Below are 22,730 nucleotides of genomic sequence, written 5' to 3' on the forward strand. Positions count from 1 at the left end.
TGATCCCTCTCGGGCTCATCTCGGGGCAACCTCTTAAGCCTACATCACCTGGGCGATGCTTGTCCAACCGGAGTTCGGTAGATCCTGCTGGATCCGCCGCCCTCGTCATGGGGCTTGTGTTTCCCTGCGCCGGGCCGTTCGCCGATCGGCTTCCGTCCCTCTCGCTGCGGGGCAACGAGAAGTAACATTACGAGCCCCCGGGGCGGGTGTCAAATCTCTGCCGGGGCGCTCCGATCCGACCGGTTTTGGCTTTCGTGCCCGCTCTGACCTGCACAAACGCTCTAATCGCCGCAGGCCGGGCGGGCAGTTGAGGCCGCTGCTCGACGGAAGTATGACGCAGGTCACCCCAGGTTGGCGCCGGGGGCGTCAACCGGCGCGGATGGCCCCGAGATTGCGCCGTCCACGACGCAGGAGGGCCACGTTGCCGGCAAGCAGGTCGTTCTCGGTCAGGACCCGGTCCGGGTCGGTGACCTTGTCGTTGTTCAGGTACGCCCCGCCGTCGGCCACTGTGCGGCGGGCGGCGTTGCGACCGGTGCTCAATCCGGCGGCCACCAAGGCGTCCAGGATCGTTGCCTCGCCCAGGTCGAGGGCACCGCTGGGGATCTCCGCGACGGCGTCGGCCAATGTGGCTGCGTCCAGGTCGCGCAGGTCCGCGCGTCCGAAGAGTGCCTTGCTCGCGGTCATCACCGCCTCGGTGGCGGCGCGCCCGTGCAGCAGCGTGGTCACGTCCTGCGCCAGCACCTGCTGGGCCGCCCTCGCGTAGGGGCGCTCCTGTACGTCCGTGGCCAGGGATTCGATCTCCGCGCGGGTGCGGAAGGTGAAGACCTTCAGGTAGCGCATCACGTCGGCATCGGCGGTGTTCAACCAGAACTGGTAGAAGGCGTACGGGCTGGTGAGTTCGGGATCGAGCCAGATGGCCCCACCCTCGGACTTGCCCATCTTGGAGCCGTCGGACTTGGTGATCAGCGGCGTGGTCAGCGCGTGCGCTGCGACCCCCTCAGCCTTGCGGATCAGTTCCACCCCGGACAACAGGTTGCCCCATTGGTCGTTGCCGCCCACCTGCAGGGTGCAGTTGTGGCGGCGGAGCAGTTCCAGGAAGTCCATACCCTGCAGGATCTGGTAGCTGAACTCGGTGAAACTGATGCCCTCGTCGGAGCGAAGCCGGCGGGCCACGATGTCCTTGGCCAGCATGGTGCCCAGGCGGTAGTGCTTGCCCACGTCCCGGAGGAAGTCGATCGCGCTCAGGTCCTTGGTCCAGTCCAGGTTGTTGACCATCTGCGCCGCTGCCGGGCCGGAGAACTCCAGGAAGGGTTCGATCTGGCCACGGATGCGCTGCACCCACTCGGTGACCACCTCGGCGGAGTTCAGGGCGCGTTCGCCGACGTCGCGGGGGTCCCCGATCATGCCGGTCGCGCCGCCGACCAGCGCGAGCGGACGGTGCCCGGCGTCCTGCAGGCGCCGCATCGTCAGGATGAGCACCAGGTGCCCCACGTGCAGGCTGGCCGCGGTCGGATCGAAGCCGCCGTAGAAGGTCACCTGCCCGCTCTTCAGGGCCTGCCCGAGGGCCTGTTCGTCGGTGGACTGGGCGATCAGGCCGCGCCAGCGGAGATCGGCAAGGATGTCGCTCATCGTGCCTTCTGCGAGGTCGGGGACGCAGGCCGCGTCCGGGTGGAGGTGATGCCGGTCCGAACCCTACCGGGAGCGTCCGGAGCCGGGGTGACCGGCCGGCCGCCCCGGCCGGAAGACCGAGACGTGCCGGTCGCCGGTGATCCAGAAGCGCCACGGGTAGGTCGCCGGGTCCCCTCCGGGGCCGTTCACGCCCACCCGCGCTCCGGTCGATATCGGCACGGACCGGTCCCCGGCGCAGGGCCGGTGCAGTTGCAGCGGTGCGTCGGCGTCCGCACCCAGCCGGGACCCGTTGTGCGCCCCGGTCAGACCCAGGGCCACGGTCAGCCGTCCCGGCCCCCTGGCCAGGTCGACCGCGGACCGACACACCCCGGCCGCTCGCCGTCGCGCGAACGCGATCTCCTCCCCCTCGATCACCTCTCCGGCACGCAGCAGCACGGCCGAGGCGCGTCCGGGTGACCCGGTGACGATGTTGACGCAGTGGTGCAGCCCCATGTGGCGGTAGACGTAGAGGTGTCCCGCGGCGGCGAACATCACCTCGGTACGGGCGGTTCGTCCCCGGTAGGCATGCGAGCCGGGATCGGCCCCACCCTCGTAGGCCTCCACCTCGACCAACCGGACACTCACGGTGTCGGAACCGATCCGGCTGGTCAGCACCGATCCGAGCAGGCCCGGCGCCACCGACACCGCGGTGTCGGTCAGATCGGGCGTGCGATCGGGCCCACCGGGGTCTCTACTCATCGAGCCGGCCCCAGCCATCGAGGCGCAGGTTCGCGCGCTCGGCCGTACGCTCGCGCGCATAGAGCACCTGCTCATCGGCCATGAATGCGCGCCAGTGGCCCTCCGACTGCGGGCCGTCACGCTCCAGGCCCCGCCGCAGTCGCAGGTCATCGGGTGCCCTCACCCAGATCAGCAGACCCAGATGGGGCTGCACCACTGCCGAACCCGCTCCGCACCCCTCCAGGATCAGCACCGGGGTGCGTGGTACGTCCACCCACTCGGCGAACTCGCCGCGGTGCCAGTCATAGCGCTGGTAGCGCCCCTGCTCCCCAGCGGCCATCGGCACCAGGATCTGCTCGTGCAGACGGGTGGAGACCTCCAGGAGGCCGGACCAGCCCTCGTACAGATCATCCATGTGCACCACGTGTGCGCCGGTCCGTCGGCTGAGCCGGGTGGCCAGGGTGGTCTTGCCCGAGCCTGCCGGCCCGTCGATGCACACCAGCGTGAGCGCATCCTCGCCAGGGCCCAACCGCGCCGGGGCATGGCGGATCCTGGAGGTGATCACCTCCAGGGCGGCATCGGTGGCACTCACGGGGACGGTGCGGGCTCCCGTGCCGTGAACGTCCGGCGCCACCGGGCCGACTCGGCCCGGGCCTGGCCGAGCTGCTCAGCCACTCGCACCGGCGCGGTGCCCCCCACGGCGTCGCGGGAGGCCAGCGATCCGGCCACGGTGAGGACCTCGCGCACCTGCGGGGTCAGATGGGGCGAGATCCCGGCGAGATCGGCGTCGGAGAGTTCGTCCAACTCGATTCCGCGCTGCTCGCACACCCGCACGCAGGAGCCGGCGATCTCGTGTGCGGAGCGGAACGGCACACCCTCACGCACCAGCCATTCGGCGATGTCGGTGGCCAGCGAGAACCCGGCCGGGGCCAGTTCGGCCATCCGCTCGGTGTGGAAGGTCAGGGTGGCCACCATGCCGGAGACCGCCGGCAGCACCAGCGCCAGGGTGTCCACGGCGTCGAATACCGGTTCCTTGTCCTCCTGCAGATCCCTGTTATAGGCCAGCGGCATCCCTTTGAGGGTGGCCAGCAGCCCGGTCAGGTCCCCGATCAGGCGCCCGGCCTTGCCCCGGGCCAGTTCGGCCACGTCCGGGTTCTTCTTCTGCGGCATGATCGAGGACCCGGTGGAGTAGGAGTCGTGCAGGGTGATGAAGGAGAACTCCTTCGTCGCCCACACGATCACGTCCTCGGCAAGGCGGGACAGGTCCACCGCGATCATCGCGGCGACGAAGGAGAACTCCGCCACCACGTCCCGTGCCGCGGTGCCGTCGATGGAGTTGGTCACCGGTGCGTCGAACCCCAGTTCGGCCGCGACCTCGGCCGGATCCAGTCCGAGGGAGGACCCGGCCAGGGCGCCGGAGCCGTACGGGGACGTCGCCGCGCGGACGTCCCAGTCCACCAGCCGCTGCACATCGCGCAGCAGCGGCCAGGCGTGCGCGAGCAGGTGGTGGGCCAGCAGCACCGGCTGGGCGTGCTGCAGGTGGGTGCGCCCGGGCATCGGGGCCTGTGGGTGGGCACCGGCCTGGTCGCACAGGGCATCGACCACGTCGAGCACAGCAGCGGCGATCGAGGCACCCTGCTCGCGAAGGTACATCCGGATCAGGGTGGCGACCTGGTCGTTCCGGGACCGGCCGGCGCGCAGCTTGCCCCCCAGTTCGGGTCCGGCCCGCTCGATCAGCAGCCGTTCCAGCGCGGTGTGCACGTCCTCGTCCTCGGGATCGGGCTGCACCCGGCCCGCGGCCACGTCCTCGGCGAGACCGTTCAGTACCTGCAGCATCGCGGTGAATTCATCGGCGGTGAGTAGCCCGGCTCCGTGCAGCACCCGGGCGTGGGCCCGGGACCCGGCCAGGTCGTGCAGCGCCAGGCGCCAGTCGAAGTGGGTGGACACGCTCAGGGCGGCCAGGGCGTCGGCCGGCGCGCCGGTGAACCGTCCGCCCCACAGGGCCGCACCGCCGCCGGCCATCAGTCCGTCCCCGCTTCCATGGCCGCGGCGTCCAGCGCGTCCTGCTCGGAGTCCGCGGCCTCGGGGTTGGCGACGATCCGCTCGGCTCCACCTCCGGGCAGGGCACCGAACAGCGTGCCGTGCTCCACCAGCACCTGGCCCTGGTCCACCGGCTGCTGGGCGTACATCTCCAACTTGGCCCGGGAGTCGGCGATGTCCAGGTTGCGCATGGTGAGTTGCCCGATCCGGTCGGTGGGCCCGAAGGCCGCGCCCTCGGTGCGCTCCATCGAGAGCTTCTCGGGGTGGTAGGACAGGTTCGCCCCGGTGGTGTCCAGGATCGTGTAGTCCTCCCCCCGGCGCAGCCGCAGCGTGACCGTGCCGGTGACGACCGAACCGATCCACCGCTGGATCGACTCCCGGATCATCAGCGCCTGCGGGTCCAGCCAACGACCCTGGTAGAGCAGGCTGCCGAGCCGGCGGCCCTGATCGCGGTAGGTGGCGATGGTGTCCTCGTTGTGGATGGCGGCGACCAACCGCTCGTAAGCGATGTGCAGCAGCGCCATGCCCGGGGCCTCGTAGATGCCACGGGACTTGGCCTCGATGATGCGGTTCTCGATCTGGTCCGACATGCCCAGCCCGTGCCGCCCGCCGACGGTGTTGGCCTCGTGCACCAGCGCCACCGGATCGTCGAACACGCGCCCGTCGATAGCCACCGGCCGGCCCTCGGCGAACTCCACCGTGACGTCCTCGGTGGCGATGTCCACCTCGGGATCCCAGAACCGCACGCCCATGATCGGCTGCACCGTCTCCAGGGAGACGTCCAGGTGCTCCAGGGTCTTGGCCTCGTGGGTGGCGCCCCAGATGTTGGCGTCGGTGGAGTAGGCCTTCTCCGCGCTGTCCCGGTAGGGCAGGTCACGCTCGGTGAGCCACTGGCTCATCTCCGTGCGGCCCCCGAGTTCCGCGACGAAGTGCGGGTCCAGCCACGGCTTGTAGATCCGCAGATTCGGGTTGGCGAGCAGCCCGTAGCGGTAGAAGCGCTCGATGTCGTTGCCCTTGAAGGTGGAGCCGTCACCCCAGATGTCCACGCCGTCGGCCTGCATGGCCCGGACCAGCAGGGTGCCGGTCACCGCCCGGCCCAGCGGGGTGGTGTTGAAGTAGGCCCGCCCGGCGCTGGTGATGTGGAACGCGCCGCAGGCCAGTGCCGCCAGCCCCTCCTCCACCAGGGGGGCGCGGCAGTCGAGGGCGCGGGCCAGTTCGGCGCCGTAGACCTTGGCCCGGCCCGGAATCCCGGAGATGTCGGTCTCGTCGTACTGGCCGATGTCGGCGGTGTAGGTGTAGGGCACCGCACCGGCCTCGCGCATCCAGGCCACCGCCACCGAGGTGTCCAGACCGCCGGAGAAGGCGATCCCAACCCGTTCGCCGACGGGCAGTTGTGTCAGTACCTTGCTCACTGGTTCTCCTTCTCGGGGTGGGTGGTGTCGCCATCGGCGAGGGCGAGGAAGCGTTCCGCCACGGCCGCCGCAGCGCCGGGTTCGGTGTCGGTGACGATCAACAAGATCGTGTCATCCCCGGCGATGGTGCCCAGCACCTGCGGGAGCAGGGACTGGTCGATCGCCGAGGCGAGGAACTGGGCTGCCCCGGGCGGTGTGCGCAGCACCACCAGGTTGCCCGAGGAATCGGCCCCGATCAGCAGATCGGTACACAGCCGTGCCAGCCGGGCCGAGAGGTCCTCGGCGCTGGCCGTGGGGGCCACGCCGACCGCGTGACCCTCCGGCGGCAGTGCGTAGTGCGCCACGCCGTCGGTACCGCGCACCTTGTGGGCCCGCAACTCTTCCAGGTCCCTGGACAGGGTGGCCTGGGTGACGTTGACGCCCTCGGCTTCAAGGTTCTGCAGCAGTTCGCTCTGGGAGCGCACCTGGGTGGCGGAGATGATCCGCCGGACCAGGGCGTGCCGGGCCGCCTTGGTGGTCGGGATCATGCCTCCCCCACCAGGAACTCAAGCACCGCCTTCTGCACGTGCAGGCGGTTCTCTGCTTCCTGCCACACCACCGAGGCCTCCGATTCCAGCACGTCGGCGGTGATCTCCTTGCCGCGATAGGCGGGCAGGCAGTGCAGCACGATGGCCGACGACGAAGCCGCGGCGAGCAGGTCGGCGTTGAGTTGGTAGGGGCGGAAGGGTGCCTCCCGCTGGTCCGCCTGATCCTCCTGGCCCATCGAGACCCAGGTGTCGGTGGCGACCGCATCGACGCCCCGGACCGCCGCCACCGGATCGGTGTGCACGGACACCGACCCGCCGGTGCCCCGGGCGATCTGCTCCGCTCGCGCCAGGATTCGTGCCTCGGGCTGGAAGGCTGGTGGGGTGCCGATCCGGATGTCCATCCCGGCCACGGCTCCGGCGAGCAGGTAGGTGTGGGCCATATTGTTCGACCCGTCGCCGACATAGGCCAGCGAGCGTCCGGCCAGGGCCGGCCGATCGGCAGCGAGGCCGCCGGTGTGCTCGGCCACCGTGACCAGGTCGGCCAAGCCCTGGCAGGGGTGCAGTTGGTCGGTGAGTGCGTTGATCACCGGTACCTGGGCCAGTTCCGCCATCTCCTCCAGGTCGGCCTGGGCGAAGGTGCGCCAGACGATGGCGCGCACCTGGCGACCGATCACACGGGCCACGTCGGCCACCGATTCGCGCCGGCCGATCCCGGCCAAGCGCCCGTCCAGGACCAGGGGGTACCCGCCCATCTCGGCGATGCCGGTGGCGAAGGAGACCTGGGTGCGCAGGGTGGGCTTGTCGAAGATGACCGCGACGGACTCGGGCCCGGCCAGGGCGGTGGAGGCGAACCGGTCTGCCTTGAGTTCCAGGGCGCGGCTGAGCACCCGGTGCTGTTCGGCACTGGTGAGGTCGTCGTCGGTGCGGAAGTGGCGGGTCATCTCTGCTCCACGTGGTCCAGGATGGCGGGCAGGGCCCGGGTGAAGTCGGCGGCCTGGTCGGCGCGCAGGATCAATGGCGGCGCCAACCGGATGGCAGCCGGTCCCACGGCGTTGACGATGAAGCCGTGCTCCAGCGCGGCGGCGGCCACCGCCGGGGCCACCGGCTCGTTCAGTTCGAGCGCGATGAGCAGTCCCTCACCGCGCACCTGGGCGATCATCGGGTGGCCCAATCCGGCCAGAGCGGCTCGCCAGGCGTGCCCGAGTGCGGCGACGTGGGCGAGAAGTCCGTCCCGCTCGATCACCCCGATCGTGGCCAGCGCGGCGGCCGCCGCCACCGGATTGCCGCCGAAGGTGGTGCCGTGCTGGCCGGGGGCGAAGATACCTCCCGCCGCCCCCACGCCCACGAGTGCGCCGATCGGGAAGCCCCCGGCGAGGCCCTTGGCCAGGGTGATCACGTCCGGCGTGACGCCGCCGCCCAGGTGGTCGTGGTGGTGGGCCAGCCAGCGGCCGGTGCGCCCCATCCCGCTCTGGATCTCATCGAGGATCAGCAGCGCCCCGTGCGCACGGCTGAGGGTGCGCGCCAGCGCCAGGTACCCGGACGGGAGCGGGCGCACACCGGCCTCGCCCTGCACCGGTTCGAGGACCACCGCGGCGACCTTGTCGCCGTCGGTGGCGAAGGCCTGCGCCAGCGCGTCGGTGTCACCGAAGGGCAGGTGTTCCACGCCGTCGGGTAGTGGTCCGAAGGGGTCGCGGTAGGCGGCCTTGTGGGTCAGGGCCAGTGCCCCCATGCTGCGTCCGTGGAAGGCACCTTCCAGGGCCAGCACCCGCGGACGCCCCGGTCCGCCGTGCAGCCGGGCGAGTTTGAAGGCGCCCTCGATCGCCTCGGTGCCGGAGTTGGTGAAGAACACCCGCGAGCCCTCAGGCACCTGCCCCGGCAGGGCCACGTCCAGGAGACGCTCGGCCAGGGCCACCTGGGTGGGGGTGGTGAAGAAGTTCGAGACATGTCCCAGCGTGCCCAGTTGAGCGCTGATCGCCCCGGTCAGGGTGGGATGGGCGTGCCCGAGTGCGTTCACCGCAATACCGGCGAGCAGGTCCAGGTAGCGGGTGCCGTCGGCGTCCCAGACGTAGGCGCCCTCCCCGCGCACCAGGACCCGTTGCGGGACACCGAAGGCGTTCATCAGGGCACCGGCGTAGCGGCGCTGCCACACCTGCGCCGGCGCCGTACCGGGATCGGTGAGTTCACTCATGGTCGCCCCTCCACAGGCTCATCGGGCAGCACCATCGTGCCCACTCCCTCGTCGGTGAAGATCTCCAGCAGCAGCGAGTGGGCCCGGCGACCATCGATCACGTGCGCCTGGGGAACTCCGCCACGGACCGCGCGCAGGCAGGCCTCCATCTTGGGCACCATGCCCGAGGCGAGCGTGGGCAGCAACGCGGCCAACCCGTCGGCGCGGACCTGGCTGATCAGTGAGCCGGCGTCCGGCCAGTTCGCATACAGGCCCTCCACGTCGGTGAGCACCACGAGTTTGTCCGCCCCCAGGGCCACCGCCAGGGCCGCGGCTGCGGTGTCGGCGTTGACGTTGAGCACCGCGGCCGAATCGTCCACGTCGGGGGCGATGGTGGAAACCACCGGGATCCGGCCGGCGGCGAGCAGGTCCTGGACGGCCCGGGGGTTCACGTCCACCACGTCACCGACCATCCCGACGTCGATGTTCTCGCCGTTCTCCACCGCGTGGCGTCGTTTCGCCCGGAACAGCCCGGCATCCTCCCCGGACAGGCCCACCGCCAGCGGATCGTCGGTGTTCAGCGCAGAGACCAGGGTGCGCTGGACCTGGCCGGTCAGCACCATCCGCACCACCTCCATCGTCTCCGGGGTGGTCACGCGCAGGCCGCCGCGGAACTCCGAGGAGATCGCCAACCGGTCCAGCATCGCCGAGATCTGGGGTCCGCCGCCGTGCACCACCACGGGCTGCAGGCCGGCGTAGCGGAAGAACCGCACGTCCTCGGCGAAGGCCCGCTCGAGCCGGGCGTCCACCATGGCGTTGCCGCCGAACTTGATCACCACCACCGCCCCGGCGAAGCGTTCCAGCCAGGGCAGGGCCTGCACCAGGACCGCGGCCTTGAGGTCGGGGTCCAGATCGTCGGGAGTCGTGTCGGCGCTCATGTGGAGTAGGCGCTGTTCTCGTGGATGTAGGCGTGGGACAGGTCATTGGTCCAGACGGTGGCTCCGGCGGCACCGGCGTGCAGTTCGATCTGGATGTGCACCTCGCGGCCGGCCAGGTCCACCTCGGAGCGGTCCTGCGCGGCGACGCCGTCGCGGCACACCCACACCCCGTTGATGGCCACGTCGATGCGGTCGGCCTCGAAGGCGGCCACCTCCGGCGGCACGGTGCCCACCTGGGCGAGGATACGGCCCCAGTTCGGGTCCTGACCGAACATGGCGGTCTTGACCAGGTTCGAGCGGGTGACCGCGCGGGCTACGGCCTCGGCGGCACCCTCGGAGCCGGCGCCGTTGACCTGCACCGCGATCTCCTTGGTGGCCCCTTCGGCGTCGCCGATCAGGGCCCGGGACAGGTCCGCGCAGGCCCGGGTCAGCGTGGCGGTGAACTCCTCGGCGTCGGCCTGCCGGCCGCTGGCCCCCGAGGCCATCAGCACCACGGTGTCGGAGGTGGACATGCACCCGTCGGAGTCGATCCGGTCCAGAGTGGTGGCGGTGGCGCGGGCCAGTGCCGTGCGCGCCGTCTCGGTGTCGATCACGGCGTCGGTGGTGAGGACGCAGAGCATCGTGGCCAGCGCGGGAGCGAGCATGCCCGCGCCCTTGGCCATCCCGCCGATGGTGTATCCCTCGCCGTCCACGGCCACCGACTTGGGCACGGTGTCGGTGGTCATGATCGCCTGCGCTGCGTCGTCGCCACCGGTGCCGCTGAGGTCGCCGGTGGCCGCGGTGACACCGTCGAGCAGGGTCTGGATCGGCAGGAGTTCCCCGATCAGGCCCGTGGAGGCGACCACCACGTCCTCGGGCTCAAGGCCCAGGTGGGTGGCGACGTGCTCGGCGGTGCTGCGGGTGTGCTCGCGCCCCTGTACCGGGGTGCAGGCGTTGGCGCCGCCGGAGTTGAGCACCACCGCGCTGATCACGCCGTCGGCCACCACCTCGCGAGACCACTGCACCGGCCAACCGGTCACCCGGTTGCGGGTGAACACCGCCGCTCCCACCTGGTGCGGCCCGTCGTTGACCACCAGGGCCACGTCCTTGCCCTGCGCCTTGAGCCCGGCGTGCACGCCGGCGGCCCGGAACCCTGCCGGGGTGGTGATTGTCATGGCGCAACTCCCGTCGTCGGCAGGCCCAGCGTCTCGGGCAGGCCCAGGGCCAGGTTCATCGACTGCAGCGCCGCTCCGGCGGTGCCCTTGACCAGGTTGTCCAGGGCACAGATGGCCACCACCCGGCCGGCCCGGGCATCGTAGGTGAGTTGCACCTGGGCGAGGTTGGCACCCACCGTGGCCGCCGTCGTCGGCCATTGGTCCTGCGGCAGCAGTTGTACGAACGGTTCGTCGTCGGTGGCCTGCGCCCAGGCGGGGCGCAGTGCCGCGGGGTCGGCCCCGGCGGCAAGGGGCACGCTCATCGTGGCCAGGATTCCCCGGGCCATCGGGACCAGGGTGGGCGTGAAACTCAGGCCGACCTGGCCGGCACCGGCGGTGTGCAGGTTCTGTTCGATCTCCGGGATGTGCCGGTGCACCCCGCCGACGGCGTAGGGCTGGGCCGAGCCCAGGGCCTGCGCAGCGAGCAGGTGCGGCGCCAGGGCCTTGCCCGCGCCGGAGTAGCCGTTGGCCAGCACGGCGACCACGTCGGCGGTGTCGATCAGGCCTGCGGCCACCCCCGGTTGCAGACCCAGGGTGACGGCCGTGACATTGCAGCCGGGTACCGCGATCCGGCGCTGCCCGGACAGCAGGTCGCGCTGGTGCGAGGCGTGCTCGTGCCCGGCCAGGATCAGTTCCGGCATGCCGTACGTCCAGGTGCCGACGTGGGCGGTGCCGTAGAAGGCCTCCCACGCGAGGCCATCGCTCAGGCGATGGTCGGCACCGCAGTCCAACACCAGGACGTCCTCGTCCAGATCCGCCGCCAGCGGCCCCGAAGCACCGTGCGGCAGCGCCAGGATCACCACGTCGTGGCCGGCCAGTACCGCAGCGGTGGTGGGCTGCAGTACCCGATCGGCGAGTTCTGGCAGGTGGGGGTGGTGCCGCCCGAGCGGATCCCCAGCACTGCTCTGGGCGGTCAGGGCACCGATCCGCACCTGCGGGTGGGCAAGCAGCAGGCGCAGCAGTTCCCCGCCGGCGTATCCCGAGGCACCTGCCACGGCGACTGATACAGACATTTGCATAACTATACACGCACGTGGCTACGTCCGGGTCACCTGCTCCGCACGATGCGGGACAATGGTGCCCATGACCGACGCCGCCGAGCTGACCGAGGACCCCGCCGACCCCGCCCAGGGTCCGGTGCGCACCCTGCTACAGGGACAGGACGTAGCCGACTTCGGGCCCGTCACTCCGATGGCCCGCCGCGGCAACGTGCGCCGGATCACCGAAATAGGCGAGGACGTGCTGCACCGGCGCTGCCGCAGCATCACCGACTTCGGCACCGACGGCCTCGCCGCCCTGATCGACGACATGTTCACTACGATGCTCGTCGCCGAGGGTGTGGGCCTGGCCGCCAATCAGATCGGCGTGGACGCCCAGCTCTTCGTCTACGACCTCACCGATGCCGACGGCGTGCGGCACGTGGGACACCTGATCAACCCAGCGATCGAGGTCATCTCCCCCGATGAGACCGAGGAGATGACCGAGGGATGCCTGTCCGTCCCCGGCCCGGGGGCGGACCTGTACCGGCCCTACCACGTGCGCGTGCGCGGGGTGGATCAACACGGCGAGCCGCTGACTCATGAGGCCACCGGCTACCTGGCCCGCTGCTTCCTGCACGAGACCGGTCACCTGCACGGACAGATCTACACCGACCTGCTCGCCAAGCGGGTGCGCAAACGGGTCCTGGCCGAGATGGCCGACCTGCGCGAGGAGGTGTTCACCCGGCGCACCGAGGTTGCCCTCCTGCTGGACAAGGAGCCCGCCCGGTATCCCGAACGGAGCGCGCTGGAGGACGGCAGGTAATAGATTGGCCTCATGCAGGTCATCGAAGCGAAAGAACCAGGCGGCCCCGACGTCCTCCAGCTCCAGGAGCGCCCCGAGCCCACCCCGGCTCGCGGTGAGGTGGTGGTGGATGTGGCCGCTGCCGGGGTCAACTTCTACGACACCTACGTCCGCTCCGGGGTGTACTCGGCCGACTTCCCGCTCGTACTCGGCAACGAGGGCGCCGGTGAGGTGATCGCGGTCGGCGACGACGTCACCCACATCGCCGTGGGTGACCGGGTGGCCTGGGCCGGCAGCGGCGGAGGCTCCTATGCCAAGTTCCTGGCGATCGCGGCCACCAAGGTGGTCCCGGTGCCGGACAACGTCGACCTGCGCACGGCGGCCGCGGTCCCCCTGCAGGGGATGACCGCGCACATGCTCGTCGAGGGTGCCTTCAATGTCCAACCCGGCCACGATGTGCTGCTCACCGCCGGCGCGGGTGGGGTGGGGCTGCTGCTCACCCAACTGGCGGTGGCCCGCGGAGCGCGCGTGATCACCACGGTGTCCACCGAGGAGAAGGAACGCATGTCCCGGGCCGCCGGTGCGGCCGACGTGATCCGGTACGACGCCTTCACCGACATGACCACCGAACTGTCCCAGGCGGTGCGCGACCTCACCGAAGGGCGCGGCGTGGATGTGGCCTACGACGGCGTGGGCAAGGACACCTTCGACGCCTCCCTGGCCAGCGTCCGGATGCGGGGCATGCTGGTGCTCTTCGGGGGAGCCTCCGGACAGGTGCCACCGTTCGACCTGCAGCGCCTGAACAGCGCCGGCTCACTGTTCGTCACCCGGCCCACGCTGTTCCACTACATCGCCGAGACCGACGAACTGCGCTACCGGGCCCGGGCGGTCTTCGCCGCCGTGGCCGAGGGCAGCCTCGACGTGCACATCGGTGCGCAGTTCCCGTTGGCCGAAGCCGCGCGCGCCCACCGGGCGCTGGAGGGCCGGGAGACCACCGGAAAGGTGCTGCTGCTCCCCTGACGACACACAGGGCCCCAGATCTCGAACCGGTCAGGCCACCGATGCCCGATCCGCCTGCACGGCGACGCGGCGCGCCCAGGCCTCGATCGTGTCCCGATCGCGTTCATCCTTGCCGTGCGAGCCCATGAACCCGGCCAGCGCCCGTTCGGCCGGGCCGAGTTGGCCGGGATCCACCCGCCCTCCGAAGATCGGGTACTGGCCCCCGAAGTAGGGCGGTTGCTGTGGTTGGGCGTACCGGTCCTGCAGCGGGCTGGCGGTGACGTTCTTCATCCCGGAGGCGAACACCCACACCGGCTTCGGCGCGAACTCACTCTCCAGACGGCGGGCGAACTGACGGGCGTGGGTCAGGATCCGGCCGATGTAGACCGCCGAACCGAGCACCACCGCGTCGTAGTCGGCCAATTCCTCCACCTGCTCCACCGACGACAACGTGACGGAGTGTCCGGTGTCGGCGAGGGCATCGCGGATCCAGCCTGCGAGTTCATGGGTGGCGCCATAGGTGGAGGCCACCGCGACCAAGATCTTCATACCTCCAGAGTGCCCCGCCGACCAGGCGTCTTCCAGGGACCTTGGTCCTCGGGCCCCTCCTCGCAGGCCCCTGGTGCTCAGGTCCGCAGCCGGGCTCCGTGCCGCTTGGCCGCCAGATCCACCACCGCCTCGCGTACGGCCGCGGCATCGGCGGCGGTCAGCGTCCGGTCCGGGGCTCGCAGCCGCAGCGCGAAGGCCAGGGACACCTGCTCGGCGCCGACGGACTCACCGGTGTATCGGTCGAACAGGTGCACCGCCTCGGCCAGGTCCCCGGCCGCCTCCTCGACCGTGGCCAGCACCTGGGCCGCCGGGACATCGGCCGGGACCACCAGCGCGATGTCCTCCTTGGCTGCCGGGTAGGTCGAGAGCGGAGCGAACTGCACCGGCTCCCGCGGTGCCACGCTCAGCATCGCGTCCAGGTCCACCTCGAAGGCCACGGTCCGCTCGGGCAGCCCCAGGGCGCTGACCACCTTGGGGGCCAGTTCACCTGCGTGGCCGAGCACCCGGCCGTCCTCGGCGCGCACCACCGCGCAACGCCCCGGGTGGAACGGCGCGGTGGTGGTCTCGGCCTCGATGCGCACCGGCACCCGGAGGACGTCCGCGATCCGGATCACCGCGGTGATGGCGTCGGTGTGGTCCGCCCGCCGCGCCGCGGTGTACACACCGGGCGGTTCGGCGTTGCCGGTCAGCACCCCGGCGACGTGGCGGGGCTGGTCCGGCACGGCCGCCTCGATCGCCGCCAGGTCCCGCGGTCCGGGCAGTACGCCCAGCGGCGGGAGCGGGCTGGCTTCGCGGGTGCCGGTGCCGACCGTGACCATGCCGACCTCGAAGATGCCCAGATCCGTCAATCCCCGGCCCACGTTGCGTACCGCGGCATCCACGAGCGTGTGCAGCAAGGTGGGGCGCAGGTAGGGCTGGTTGTCCGCCAGCGGGTTGGCCAGGCGCACCCGGAGCCGGCGCTCGTCGTCCTCGGCCAGGCCCAGTTCGTCATCGCGGGAGCCGGCCACGAACGGGTAGGTGAGCACCTCCACCAGGCCGATGTCGGCCAACACCTGGGCCACCCGGCGCCGGCGGCGCTGATCGGTGGTCAGCCCGCGTCCGGGCCGGGCCTGCGGCAGCACCGAGGGAACCTGGTCATACCCGCGCAGCCGGACCGCTTCCTCCACCAGGTCCGCCGCGGCGACCAGATCCGGGCGCCACGTCGGTGGAGTCACCACGAGGTGGCGCTCCTCGCCCTCATCCACCCGGGCTCCGAGTTCGGTGAGGGTCTCGACCACCTGCGTGGTGGTGTAGTCGACCCCGACCAGGCGGGCCGGCTCGGCGGCGTCCAACCGGATCGGCGCCGGCGGCGCCGTGCGGTCCAGGTCGGTGACCGCCGGGTCGGCACGTCCGCCGGCGTGGCGCACCAGCAGGTCCACCACCATCTGGGCGGCGACCGGCGGCAGAGCCGGGTCCACCCCGCGCTCGAACCGCTTGGCGGCCTCGGAAGGCAGCCGGTGGCGGCGTGCGGTCCGCGCGACGCTGACCGCATCGAAGTGGGCGGCTTCGATCAGCACGTCGGTGGTGTCCTGGCTGACCTCGGTCGCGGCACCGCCCATCACACCGGCCAGGCCGAGGATGCGCTCACCGTGGCCACCGGCGGAATCGGTGATCAGCAGATCTTCCGTGGCCAGGTCGCGTCGGACGTCGTCCAGGGTGACCAGGTGCTCGCCGGAGCGGGCCCGGCGCACCACGATCGGGGCGATGAGACTGTCCAGGTCGTAGGCGTGGATCGGCTGGCCGACGTCGAGCATCACGTAGTTGGTCACGTCCACGACCACCGAGATCGGGCGCATCCCGGCCTGGCGCAATCGGCGCGCCATCCACGGCGGGGTGGGCGCATCCGGGTCCACGCCGCGGACGATCCGGGTGGCGAAGCGGTCGCAGCCCGCCCGGCCGTGGATCGGTGCCTCGTCCTTGACCGCCACCTCGAATCCGTCCGGGGTCGGCTCCGGCGGGGCCTGGGCGAGCACCGGGTCGGTGAACTCCGCCCCGGTGGAGTGTCCGTACTCGCGAGCGATGCCGCGCACGCTGAAGCAGTACCCCCGGTCCGGGGTCACGTTGATCTCCAGTACGTCCTCGTCCAGGCCGAGCAGGCCGCGCGCATCAGTGCCGGGGGCGGGTGCGCCCTCGTCCAGCACGATGATTCCTGCCTCTGCCTCGGGCCCCTCGCCCACACCCAGCTCAGCCGCCGAGCAGATCATCCCGTCCGAGACGTGCCCGTAGGTCTTGCGGGCCGAGATGGCGAAGTCTCCGGGCAGCACCGCCCCGGGCAGGGCGACCACCACGGCGTCGCCGACGTCGAAGTTGTGCGCGCCGCACACGATGCCGCGACCCTGCTGCCCGGGCGGGTTGTGCTCACCCACATCCACCTGGGTCCATGAGATGGTCCTGCCGTTGGAGTGCTCCTCCTTGACCAGCTGCGCCACGCGTCCCACCACCAGCGGTCCGGTGATGTCGGGGGTGTGGATCTCCTCCTCCTCCAGGCCCACCCGGACCAGGTCGGCGGCCAGGTCGGCGGCACCGGTGCCGGCGGGCACCGTCACGTGCTCGCGCAGCCACTGCGCGGTGATGTAGGGCATCAGCGGTCTCCCTGCAGCGAGAAGCGGATATCGCCTTCGACCATGTCGTGCATGTCATCGATGCCGTGGCGCAGCATCAGGGTGCGTTCCAGGCCCATGCCGAAGGCGAAGCCGGAGTAGACGTCCGGGTCCACGCCGCAGGCACGCAGCACGTTGGGGTGCACCATGCCGCAGCCACCCCACTCGATCCAGCCGGGCCCGCCCTTCTTCTGCGGGAACCACAGGTCCATCTCCGCACTGGGTTCGGTGAACGGGAAGAAGCTGGGCCGGATCCGGGTGCGCGCATCCGGGCCGAACATCGCTCGGGCGAACTGGTCCAGCACCCCGCGCAGGTTCGCCATCGTCAAACCCTTGTCCACCGCCAGTCCCTCCACCTGGTGGAAGACCGGTGTGTGCGTGGCGTCGAGCTCGTCGGTGCGGAACACCTTGCCGGGGCAGGCCACGTACACCGGCACGCCGCGGGAGAGCATCGTGCGCGCCTGCACCGGGGAGGTGTGCGTGCGCAGCACCAGGTGCTCGTTCTGACCTGGGGTGTCATCGGCGACGAAGAAGGTGTCCTGCATCTGCCGGGCAGGGTGGTCCGGGCCGAAGTTCAGGGCGTCGAAGTTGAACCACTCGTGCTCCACCTCCGGGCCCTCGGCGATGTCCCAGCCCATGGAGACGAAGAAGTCGCCGACCTCCTCACCGAGCACCTCCAGGGGGTGGCGTGCGCCCAGGACGTGCCGGTCCACCGGAATGGTGACGTCGACCGCCTCGGTGCGCAGCACCTGCGCGTCCCGCTCGGCGGTGAGCACCTCCTGACGCTGCGCGATCACCTTGTTCACCTCGCCACGGGCCTGGCCCATCATGCGCCCGGCGGTGGCCTTCTGGGACTTCTCCAGGGAGCCGATCGCGCGGTTGGCCAGGGCCAGCGGGCTGGCGTCGCCGGTGTGCGCGAGGCGGGCCGCCTTGAGCTCATCGAGGTTGCCGGCCGCGGCTACCGCGTCCCTGGCGCGGGCAACGGCAGCACTAATGGCCTCTGCATCCAGAGGTGAGAGCGGGGTGGACACGACGAACGTTCTCCAAATCGTCACTGCAGGGTGGTCTGGGGTTGCCCGCCCGGGGCGTGACTGCGTCGCTCAGCGACCGCGCGCCGGCCCGGAGACGGGCCGGCTAAATCGGCGCGGGAGCATATCCATGGCCCCATCATGGCACAGTCGCGCGCGCCCGCGGCCGGAAGGTGCGTCACACTGGAGCGTGCCGACCTCCTCTGCCTACCCAGCCTCCTCCGGCACCACCGACCCCGCCGCCGGGTACGAGGGTTTCATCGGCTGGGTGCTGTCCCTGATGGAGTCGATCGGGGAAGTCGGGGTGGGCCTGGCGGTGCTGATCGAGACCTTCTTCCCCCCGATCCCCTCCGAGGCGGTGCTGCCCGGGGCGGGTTTCCTGGCCTACGAGGGCCGGATGAGTGCATGGGGAGCCTTCATTGCGGCCACACTCGCCTCGGTGCTGGGGGCATGGTTCTGGTACGGCATCGGGGCCGCGCTGGGTCCGGACCGCACCCGGTCGGTGGTGCGCCGCATCCCGCTGCTGGATACCGGCGACGTGGACCGTGCGGCGGCCTTCTTCGCCCGGTGGGGAGCGATCGCCGTACTGACCGGTCGGTGCGTGCCGTTGGTGCGCAGTTTCATCTCGATCCCGGCCGGTCTGGTGCGGATGAACCTCGGCGCCTTCACCGTCTACACCACGATCGGCTCGGGGCTGTGGAACGCAATCTGGATCGGTCTGGGTTTCGGCTTCGGCCCGGCCATCCAACCGGCACTACAACGCTGGAGCGGAGCGTTGTCCACCCTCACCCTGGTGGCGATCGGGCTCGCGCTGCTGGTGTTCGTGCTGCACCGGCTCCAACGCAGCCGGCGCCGGCGGCGCGAGGAGCCCTGAGGGCCGCAGGACCTCTGACCGCCGGGGGTCGGTGCTGTCGGTAGGGTGGACGCATGGCCGTTGAACCTGCACCGATCTCCTTTGCCCGTGGCGCCCCGTCGCTGGACATCATCGACGTCGACGGACTGCGCCGAGCCGCCGAGCGCGCCTTCAGCAAGGACCCCGCCGGTTCCTTCGCCTACGGCACCGCCGTGGGGTACAAGCCGCTGCGGGCGTGGATCGCGCAGCGCCACGGCGTCGCCGAGGACCAGGTGCTCGTCACCAACGGGTCCATGCAGGCCGACGCATTCCTCTTCCAGACCCTGGTGCAGGCCGGAGACGGTGTGATCGTCGAACGGCCAAGCTACGACCGGACGCTGCTGTCCCTGCGAGGACGCGAAGCGAAGGTGCACCCGGTCGAACTCGAGGCCGACGGGGTGAACGTGAGCGCGATGGCCGAACTGCTCGCCGGCGGGACACCGGTGACGTTGGCGCACATCATCCCCAACTTCCAGAACCCGGCCGGCTACACCCTCTCCGGTGAGAAGCGCCGGGCCCTGGTGGCCCTGGCCCGGGAGTATGACTTCACCATCTTCGAGGACGATCCCTACGTGGAACTGCGGTTCACCGGGACCACCGAACCCACCATGTTGTCCCTGGCCGGTGGCGATGAGGTGGTCTACGCCTCCTCCTTCTCCAAGACCGTGTGCCCGGGGATCCGGGTGGGCTACCTGGTGGGCGACGCGGACCTGATCGCCACGATCACCAAGTTGGCCACCTCCACCTACATCTCGCCGTCGATGGTCTCGCAGTCGATCGTGAACGAGTTCGTCCGGGGTGGCTCCTTCGACTCCTCCATCGAGACGGTCAAGACCGCGCTGTCCCAGCGCGCCAAGCGCCTGGGCGAGGCGTTGCGGGCGGAGTTGCCGCAGGTGAGTTTCGTCGAGCCCGAGGGGGGTTACTTCCTGTGGGTGCAGTTGCCCGAGGGGGTCGACGGCGACGCGCTCACCGAGGCCGCGGCCAAACGCGGAGTCGCGGTGGTCAAGGGCTCGGACTTCGTCACCGACGGTTCCCGGGACGCGATCCGCCTGGCCTACTCCGGGGTCGGCCTGGAGGAGATCAGCGAGGGCGTGACCCGCCTGGCCCAGGCCTTCCGCGAGGTCGCCTGAGCCCGCCGGTGCTGCCCGAGGACGTACCCGCGGCGGCCCACCGGATCGCTGCGCATGTGCACCGCACCCCGGTGCTGACCTCACGGCGTCTGGATGACCGGGTGGGTGCCCGGGTGTTCCTCAAGTGCGAGAACCTGCAGCGCGCCGGTGCCTTCAAGGTCCGGGGTGCCTTCAACGCGCTGCTCCAGCTGGCCCCGGCCCAGGCGGCGGCCGGGGTGATCGCCTACTCCTCGGGTAACCACGCCCAGGCGATCGCATTGGCTGCCGGTGAGTTGGGCGTCCCGGCCACGATAGTGATGCCCCACGACGCCCCCGAGGTGAAGGTCGCCGCGACGAAGGGCTACGGCGCCGACGTGGTGCGGTACGACCGTTACGCCCAGACCCGGGAGCAGCTCGGCGCGGACCTGGCCCGCGAGCGCGGGCTAACGTTGATCCCCCCGTACGACCATCCGCACATCATCGCCGGGCAGGGCACCGCGGCCGCCGAACTCCTGGCCCAGGCTCCCGGGCTGGACGTGGTGCTGGCCCCACTGGGCGGGGGCGGGTTGCTCGCCGGCACCATCCTGGCGGCGCGGGAGGCGGCCCCGGCGGCCCGGATCTACGGGGTGGAGCCCGAGGCCGGGGACGACGGGCTCCGCTCGTTGCGCGCCGGTCGGATCGTGCACATCGACACCCCACGCACCATCGCCGACGGCGCCCAGACGCAGGCGCTGGGCGAGTGGACCTTCCCGATCATCTCCGGCGGCGCCGCCGATGTGCTCACCGTGAGCGACGATGCCTTGCGTGAGGCGATGCGAGTGCTGGCCATGACGACGAAGCTGGTGGCCGAACCCACCGGTGTGCTCGCGCTGGCGGGGCTGCTGACGCACACCGAGATCGTCCGGGGTGGGCGCATCGGGGTGATCGTGTCCGGCGGGAACGTGGACCTGAACCGCTATGCCGCACTGATCGCCACCCAGTAGCGTTTAGCGCATGGCTGCCAAGGCGATCGTGCTGGACGTCCCCGGACCCACTATGCGTCAGGTGCGCCTGTCCAGCCCGGACCGTCTCCTGTGGCCGCAGGAGCAGATCACCAAGGCCGATCTGGCCGAGTACACCATCGCCGTCGGCGACGGTATCCTGCGGGCCGTCGGAGACCGCCCGGTGACGCTGCAACGCTTCCCCACCGGCGTCGACGGGGAGGAGTTCTTCTCCAAGAACCCCCCGCGCGGGGTCCCGGAGTGGGCCCGTACCACGATCTGCACCTACCCGTCGGGGCGGTCCCACCCCCAACTCGTGATCGATGAGGTGGCCACCGCGGTCTGGGCAGTGCAGATGAACACGCTGACCTTCCACCCCTGGCCGGTGCGCTCGGGTGACAACGACCACCCGGACGAATTGCGGATCGACCTGGATCCCCAGCCGGGCCGCACCTTCGGTGACGTGGTCACCGCGGCGATGGCGTTGCGGGAGGTGATGGCCGACGCCGGTCTGGTCGCCTGGGTGAAGACGTCCGGTTCGCGCGGGCTGCACGTGTACGCCCGGATCGATCCGGTCGTGGAGTTCCTCGGCGTGCGTCACGCGGTGATCGCGATCGCGCGGCGCCTGGAGCGGGCGATGCCGGACCTGGTCACCACCGCGTGGTGGAAGGAGGAGCGCGGGAAGAAGATCTTCGTGGACTTCAACCAGGCCAACCGGGACCGCACCATCGCCTCTGCCTACTCCCCCCGGCCCCTGGCCGGGGCGCCGGTGTCGATGCCGGTGCGGTGGGCGGATCTGGACGGGCTGGACCCGGGCCAGTTCACGGTGCGCACCGTGCCCGACATCCTGGCGGCCGACGGCGATGCCTGGGCGGACCTGGACGATCACCTGGGCACACTGGAGGTTGCGATGTCCTGGTGGGAGCAGGACCTCCAGGACGGTCTGGGTGAGGAACCCTTCCCGCCGGAGTACCCCAAGATGCCCGGGGAGCCGCCCAGGGTGCAGCCCTCGAAGAAGCGGCGCGCGGACAGCGAGTACTGAGCCTCAGGAGGCCAGCACCTCGTCGAGGTCGTAGGCCACCGCACGCTCCACCTGCTCCAGGGTCGCCGACTCCGGCTCCCGGTCGGGGCGCCAGCGCAGGAACCTCACCGCGTGGCGGAACCTGTTCCCCTCGAGCTGGTCGAAGGCCACCTCGACCACCCGCTCGGGTCGCAGCCGGACGAAACTGATGTCCTTGCCGGAGCTGAACCGGGAACGGTCGGTCTCCCCCAGGACGGGGGCACCGTCGTCGTCGGTGATCACCCAGGGCCGCAGTTCCTCGACCAGTTCGACCCGGCGTTTATCGGTGAACGCGGCGATCCCGCCCACGTTCACCAAGTCGCCGGCGCCGGAGTACATGCCCAGCAGCAACGATCCGACCCCCCGGCCGGACTTGTGCACCCGGTAGCCCAGCACCACCGCCTCCGCGGTGCGGGCGTGCTTGACCTTGACCATGGTGCGCTTGCCACCCTGGTAGGTGCTCTCCCACGCCTTGGCGACGACGCCGTCCAGCCCGGCCCCCTCGAAGGTGGCGAACCAGTGCCGGGCCACCTCGGCGTCGTCGGTCAGCCGGGTCAGGTGCACCGGGGCACCTGCCCCGGACAGAGCCTGACTCAGGCGGGTACGGCGGGTCCGGAACGAGGCCCCGGTCAGGTCCTGCTCCCCCAGTGCGAGCACGTCGAAGGCGATGAACTCCGCGGGGGTCTGCTCTGCCAGTAGCGCGATTCGGGAGGCGGCCGGGTGCACCCGGGCCGAGAGCGCCTCCCAGTCCAGGCGCTGGGCGCCGGGCTCTCCGGTGCGCACCACCACCTCCCCGTCCAGGACGCACCGGGCGGGCAGGTGCTCACCGAGGGTGTCGGCCAGTTCGGGGAAGTACCGGGTCAGGTCCTTGCCGCTGCGGCTGGCGATCCGGACCTGCGCCCCGTCCCGTGCGATCAGGGCGCGGAACCCGTCCCACTTCGGTTCATAGGCGTACCCACCCTCGATCGCGTCGGCGGCAGGAACTTGTTTGGCGGCCTTGGCCAGCATCGGCGCCGGCGGCCACGACAGCGGCAGATCCATGGGCGAGAGTCTGGCAGGTCCGGCGCCG

The 22,730-nt window shown here is 70.8% G+C and carries 21 protein-coding genes; 6 read left to right on the forward strand and 15 right to left on the reverse strand.

Translation table 11 applies throughout. The annotated features are described in order from the left end of the window. Positions 1–366: 366 nt before the first annotated feature. From tyrS to argC, 11 genes are all read right to left on the reverse strand, one after another. Positions 367–1,629 carry a tyrosine--tRNA ligase gene (tyrS, locus tag ACPL7H_RS11990; RefSeq protein WP_424797139.1) on the reverse strand — a complete coding sequence of 421 codons (1,263 nt, stop codon included), beginning with the start codon at positions 1,627–1,629 and terminating at the stop codon, positions 367–369. 63 nt (positions 1,630–1,692) lie between these two features. Next, positions 1,693–2,367: a DNA-3-methyladenine glycosylase gene (locus tag ACPL7H_RS11995; RefSeq protein ID WP_424797140.1), complete on the reverse strand. Its 675-nt coding sequence runs from the start codon at positions 2,365–2,367 to the stop codon at positions 1,693–1,695. Further along, positions 2,360–2,938 (reverse strand): AAA family ATPase, encoded by a 579-nt coding sequence (locus tag ACPL7H_RS12000; RefSeq protein ID WP_424797141.1) that lies wholly within the window; start codon positions 2,936–2,938, stop codon positions 2,360–2,362. The genes ACPL7H_RS11995 and ACPL7H_RS12000 overlap by 8 nt, the downstream gene beginning before the upstream one ends. After that, complete coding sequence (argH, locus tag ACPL7H_RS12005) at positions 2,935–4,368, reverse strand: argininosuccinate lyase (RefSeq protein WP_424797142.1); 1,434 nt, start codon at positions 4,366–4,368, stop codon at positions 2,935–2,937. The genes ACPL7H_RS12000 and argH overlap by 4 nt, the downstream gene beginning before the upstream one ends. Beyond that, entirely contained in the window at positions 4,368–5,798 is a 1,431-nt protein-coding gene (argG, locus tag ACPL7H_RS12010) for an argininosuccinate synthase (protein WP_424797143.1), read from the reverse strand. The genes argH and argG overlap by 1 nt, the downstream gene beginning before the upstream one ends. Beyond that, the gene (gene argR, locus ACPL7H_RS12015; RefSeq protein WP_424797144.1) at positions 5,795–6,325 is read right to left on the reverse strand and encodes an arginine repressor; all 531 of its coding nucleotides are present in this window, start codon (positions 6,323–6,325) and stop codon (positions 5,795–5,797) included. Before argR ends, argG begins: the two co-directional genes overlap by 4 nt. Next, positions 6,322–7,266, reverse strand: coding sequence for an ornithine carbamoyltransferase (gene argF, locus ACPL7H_RS12020; protein WP_424797145.1), 945 nt, complete (start codon positions 7,264–7,266; stop codon positions 6,322–6,324). The genes argR and argF overlap by 4 nt, the downstream gene beginning before the upstream one ends. Beyond that, entirely contained in the window at positions 7,263–8,513 is a 1,251-nt protein-coding gene (locus ACPL7H_RS12025; RefSeq protein WP_424797146.1) for an acetylornithine transaminase, read from the reverse strand. Before ACPL7H_RS12025 ends, argF begins: the two co-directional genes overlap by 4 nt. Continuing rightward, the gene (argB, locus tag ACPL7H_RS12030) at positions 8,510–9,430 is read right to left on the reverse strand and encodes an acetylglutamate kinase (protein ID WP_424797147.1); all 921 of its coding nucleotides are present in this window, start codon (positions 9,428–9,430) and stop codon (positions 8,510–8,512) included. The genes ACPL7H_RS12025 and argB overlap by 4 nt, the downstream gene beginning before the upstream one ends. Next, the gene (gene argJ, locus ACPL7H_RS12035; protein WP_424797148.1) at positions 9,427–10,584 is read right to left on the reverse strand and encodes a bifunctional glutamate N-acetyltransferase/amino-acid acetyltransferase ArgJ; all 1,158 of its coding nucleotides are present in this window, start codon (positions 10,582–10,584) and stop codon (positions 9,427–9,429) included. Before argJ ends, argB begins: the two co-directional genes overlap by 4 nt. Further along, a complete protein-coding gene (gene argC, locus ACPL7H_RS12040; protein ID WP_424797149.1) occupies positions 10,581–11,642 on the reverse strand; it encodes an N-acetyl-gamma-glutamyl-phosphate reductase in 1,062 nt (353 codons plus the stop codon). Before argC ends, argJ begins: the two co-directional genes overlap by 4 nt. A gap of 64 nt (positions 11,643–11,706) precedes the next feature. On the opposite strand from argC, the gene def reads away from it, so the two are divergent. Both def and ACPL7H_RS12050 read left to right on the forward strand, forming a co-directional pair. Next, positions 11,707–12,426 (forward strand): peptide deformylase, encoded by a 720-nt coding sequence (gene def / locus ACPL7H_RS12045; protein WP_424797150.1) that lies wholly within the window; start codon positions 11,707–11,709, stop codon positions 12,424–12,426. A gap of 12 nt (positions 12,427–12,438) precedes the next feature. Next, entirely contained in the window at positions 12,439–13,425 is a 987-nt protein-coding gene (locus ACPL7H_RS12050) for a quinone oxidoreductase family protein (protein ID WP_424797151.1), read from the forward strand. A gap of 30 nt (positions 13,426–13,455) precedes the next feature. Here ACPL7H_RS12050 and ACPL7H_RS12055 read toward each other — a convergent pair whose 3' ends face one another. The 3 genes from ACPL7H_RS12055 to pheS all read right to left on the reverse strand — a co-directional run bounded on the left by ACPL7H_RS12055 (position 13,456) and on the right by pheS (position 17,647). Beyond that, on the reverse strand, positions 13,456–13,953 hold the full coding sequence (locus tag ACPL7H_RS12055; protein ID WP_424797152.1) for a flavodoxin domain-containing protein: 498 nt from the start codon (positions 13,951–13,953) through the stop codon (positions 13,456–13,458). A 77-nt stretch (positions 13,954–14,030) separates the two neighbouring features. Next, a complete protein-coding gene (gene pheT / locus ACPL7H_RS12060) occupies positions 14,031–16,574 on the reverse strand; it encodes a phenylalanine--tRNA ligase subunit beta (RefSeq protein WP_424797153.1) in 2,544 nt (847 codons plus the stop codon). Then, positions 16,574–17,647, reverse strand: a complete 1,074-nt coding sequence (gene pheS / locus ACPL7H_RS12065; protein WP_424797154.1) for a phenylalanine--tRNA ligase subunit alpha — start codon at positions 17,645–17,647, stop codon at positions 16,574–16,576. Before pheS ends, pheT begins: the two co-directional genes overlap by 1 nt. A 163-nt stretch (positions 17,648–17,810) precedes the next feature. Between pheS and ACPL7H_RS12070 the strand changes: the two genes are divergently transcribed. The 4 genes from ACPL7H_RS12070 to ligD are packed head-to-tail and all read left to right on the forward strand — an operon-like array spanning position 17,811 to position 21,643. Continuing rightward, positions 17,811–18,494, forward strand: coding sequence for a DedA family protein (locus tag ACPL7H_RS12070; RefSeq protein ID WP_424797155.1), 684 nt, complete (start codon positions 17,811–17,813; stop codon positions 18,492–18,494). Between the two features lie 53 nt (positions 18,495–18,547). Further along, positions 18,548–19,642 (forward strand): PLP-dependent aminotransferase family protein, encoded by a 1,095-nt coding sequence (locus ACPL7H_RS12075; RefSeq protein ID WP_424797156.1) that lies wholly within the window; start codon positions 18,548–18,550, stop codon positions 19,640–19,642. A gap of 8 nt (positions 19,643–19,650) precedes the next feature. Continuing rightward, entirely contained in the window at positions 19,651–20,604 is a 954-nt protein-coding gene (locus ACPL7H_RS12080) for a threo-3-hydroxy-L-aspartate ammonia-lyase (RefSeq protein WP_424797157.1), read from the forward strand. A 10-nt stretch (positions 20,605–20,614) separates the two neighbouring features. Beyond that, a complete protein-coding gene (ligD, locus tag ACPL7H_RS12085; RefSeq protein WP_424797158.1) occupies positions 20,615–21,643 on the forward strand; it encodes a non-homologous end-joining DNA ligase in 1,029 nt (342 codons plus the stop codon). 3 nt (positions 21,644–21,646) lie between these two features. On the opposite strand, the gene ACPL7H_RS12090 is transcribed toward ligD, so the two are convergent. After that, positions 21,647–22,702, reverse strand: a complete 1,056-nt coding sequence (locus ACPL7H_RS12090) for an ATP-dependent DNA ligase (protein ID WP_424797159.1) — start codon at positions 22,700–22,702, stop codon at positions 21,647–21,649. Positions 22,703–22,730 lie beyond the last annotated feature (28 nt).

Origin of the sequence: Pseudactinotalea sp. Z1732 (assembly GCF_049724975.1) — a bacterium.
GTDB lineage: Bacteria > Actinomycetota > Actinomycetes > Actinomycetales > Beutenbergiaceae > CALKWS01.

Excerpts from the sequence above, each read along its gene's own strand:
- def (WP_424797150.1), top strand. The coding sequence starts at position 11,707 with ATGACCGACGCCGCCGAGCTGACCGAGGACCCCGCCGACCCCGCCCAG.
- argC (WP_424797149.1), bottom strand. The coding sequence starts at position 11,642 with ATGCAAATGTCTGTATCAGTCGCCGTGGCAGGTGCCTCGGGATACGCC.
- pheT (WP_424797153.1), bottom strand. The coding sequence starts at position 16,574 with ATGCCCTACATCACCGCGCAGTGGCTGCGCGAGCACGTGACGGTGCCC.
- ACPL7H_RS12090 (WP_424797159.1), bottom strand. The coding sequence starts at position 22,702 with ATGGATCTGCCGCTGTCGTGGCCGCCGGCGCCGATGCTGGCCAAGGCC.
- argJ (WP_424797148.1), bottom strand. The coding sequence starts at position 10,584 with ATGACAATCACCACCCCGGCAGGGTTCCGGGCCGCCGGCGTGCACGCC.
- argB (WP_424797147.1), bottom strand. The coding sequence starts at position 9,430 with ATGAGCGCCGACACGACTCCCGACGATCTGGACCCCGACCTCAAGGCC.
- argH (WP_424797142.1), bottom strand. The coding sequence starts at position 4,368 with ATGGCCGGCGGCGGTGCGGCCCTGTGGGGCGGACGGTTCACCGGCGCG.
- ACPL7H_RS12050 (WP_424797151.1), top strand. The coding sequence starts at position 12,439 with ATGCAGGTCATCGAAGCGAAAGAACCAGGCGGCCCCGACGTCCTCCAG.
- argR (WP_424797144.1), bottom strand. The coding sequence starts at position 6,325 with ATGATCCCGACCACCAAGGCGGCCCGGCACGCCCTGGTCCGGCGGATC.
- argF (WP_424797145.1), bottom strand. The coding sequence starts at position 7,266 with ATGACCCGCCACTTCCGCACCGACGACGACCTCACCAGTGCCGAACAG.
- ACPL7H_RS12055 (WP_424797152.1), bottom strand. The coding sequence starts at position 13,953 with ATGAAGATCTTGGTCGCGGTGGCCTCCACCTATGGCGCCACCCATGAA.
- ACPL7H_RS12075 (WP_424797156.1), top strand. The coding sequence starts at position 18,548 with ATGGCCGTTGAACCTGCACCGATCTCCTTTGCCCGTGGCGCCCCGTCG.
- ACPL7H_RS12025 (WP_424797146.1), bottom strand. The coding sequence starts at position 8,513 with ATGAGTGAACTCACCGATCCCGGTACGGCGCCGGCGCAGGTGTGGCAG.
- tyrS (WP_424797139.1), bottom strand. The coding sequence starts at position 1,629 with ATGAGCGACATCCTTGCCGATCTCCGCTGGCGCGGCCTGATCGCCCAG.
- ligD (WP_424797158.1), top strand. The coding sequence starts at position 20,615 with ATGGCTGCCAAGGCGATCGTGCTGGACGTCCCCGGACCCACTATGCGT.
- ACPL7H_RS11995 (WP_424797140.1), bottom strand. The coding sequence starts at position 2,367 with ATGAGTAGAGACCCCGGTGGGCCCGATCGCACGCCCGATCTGACCGAC.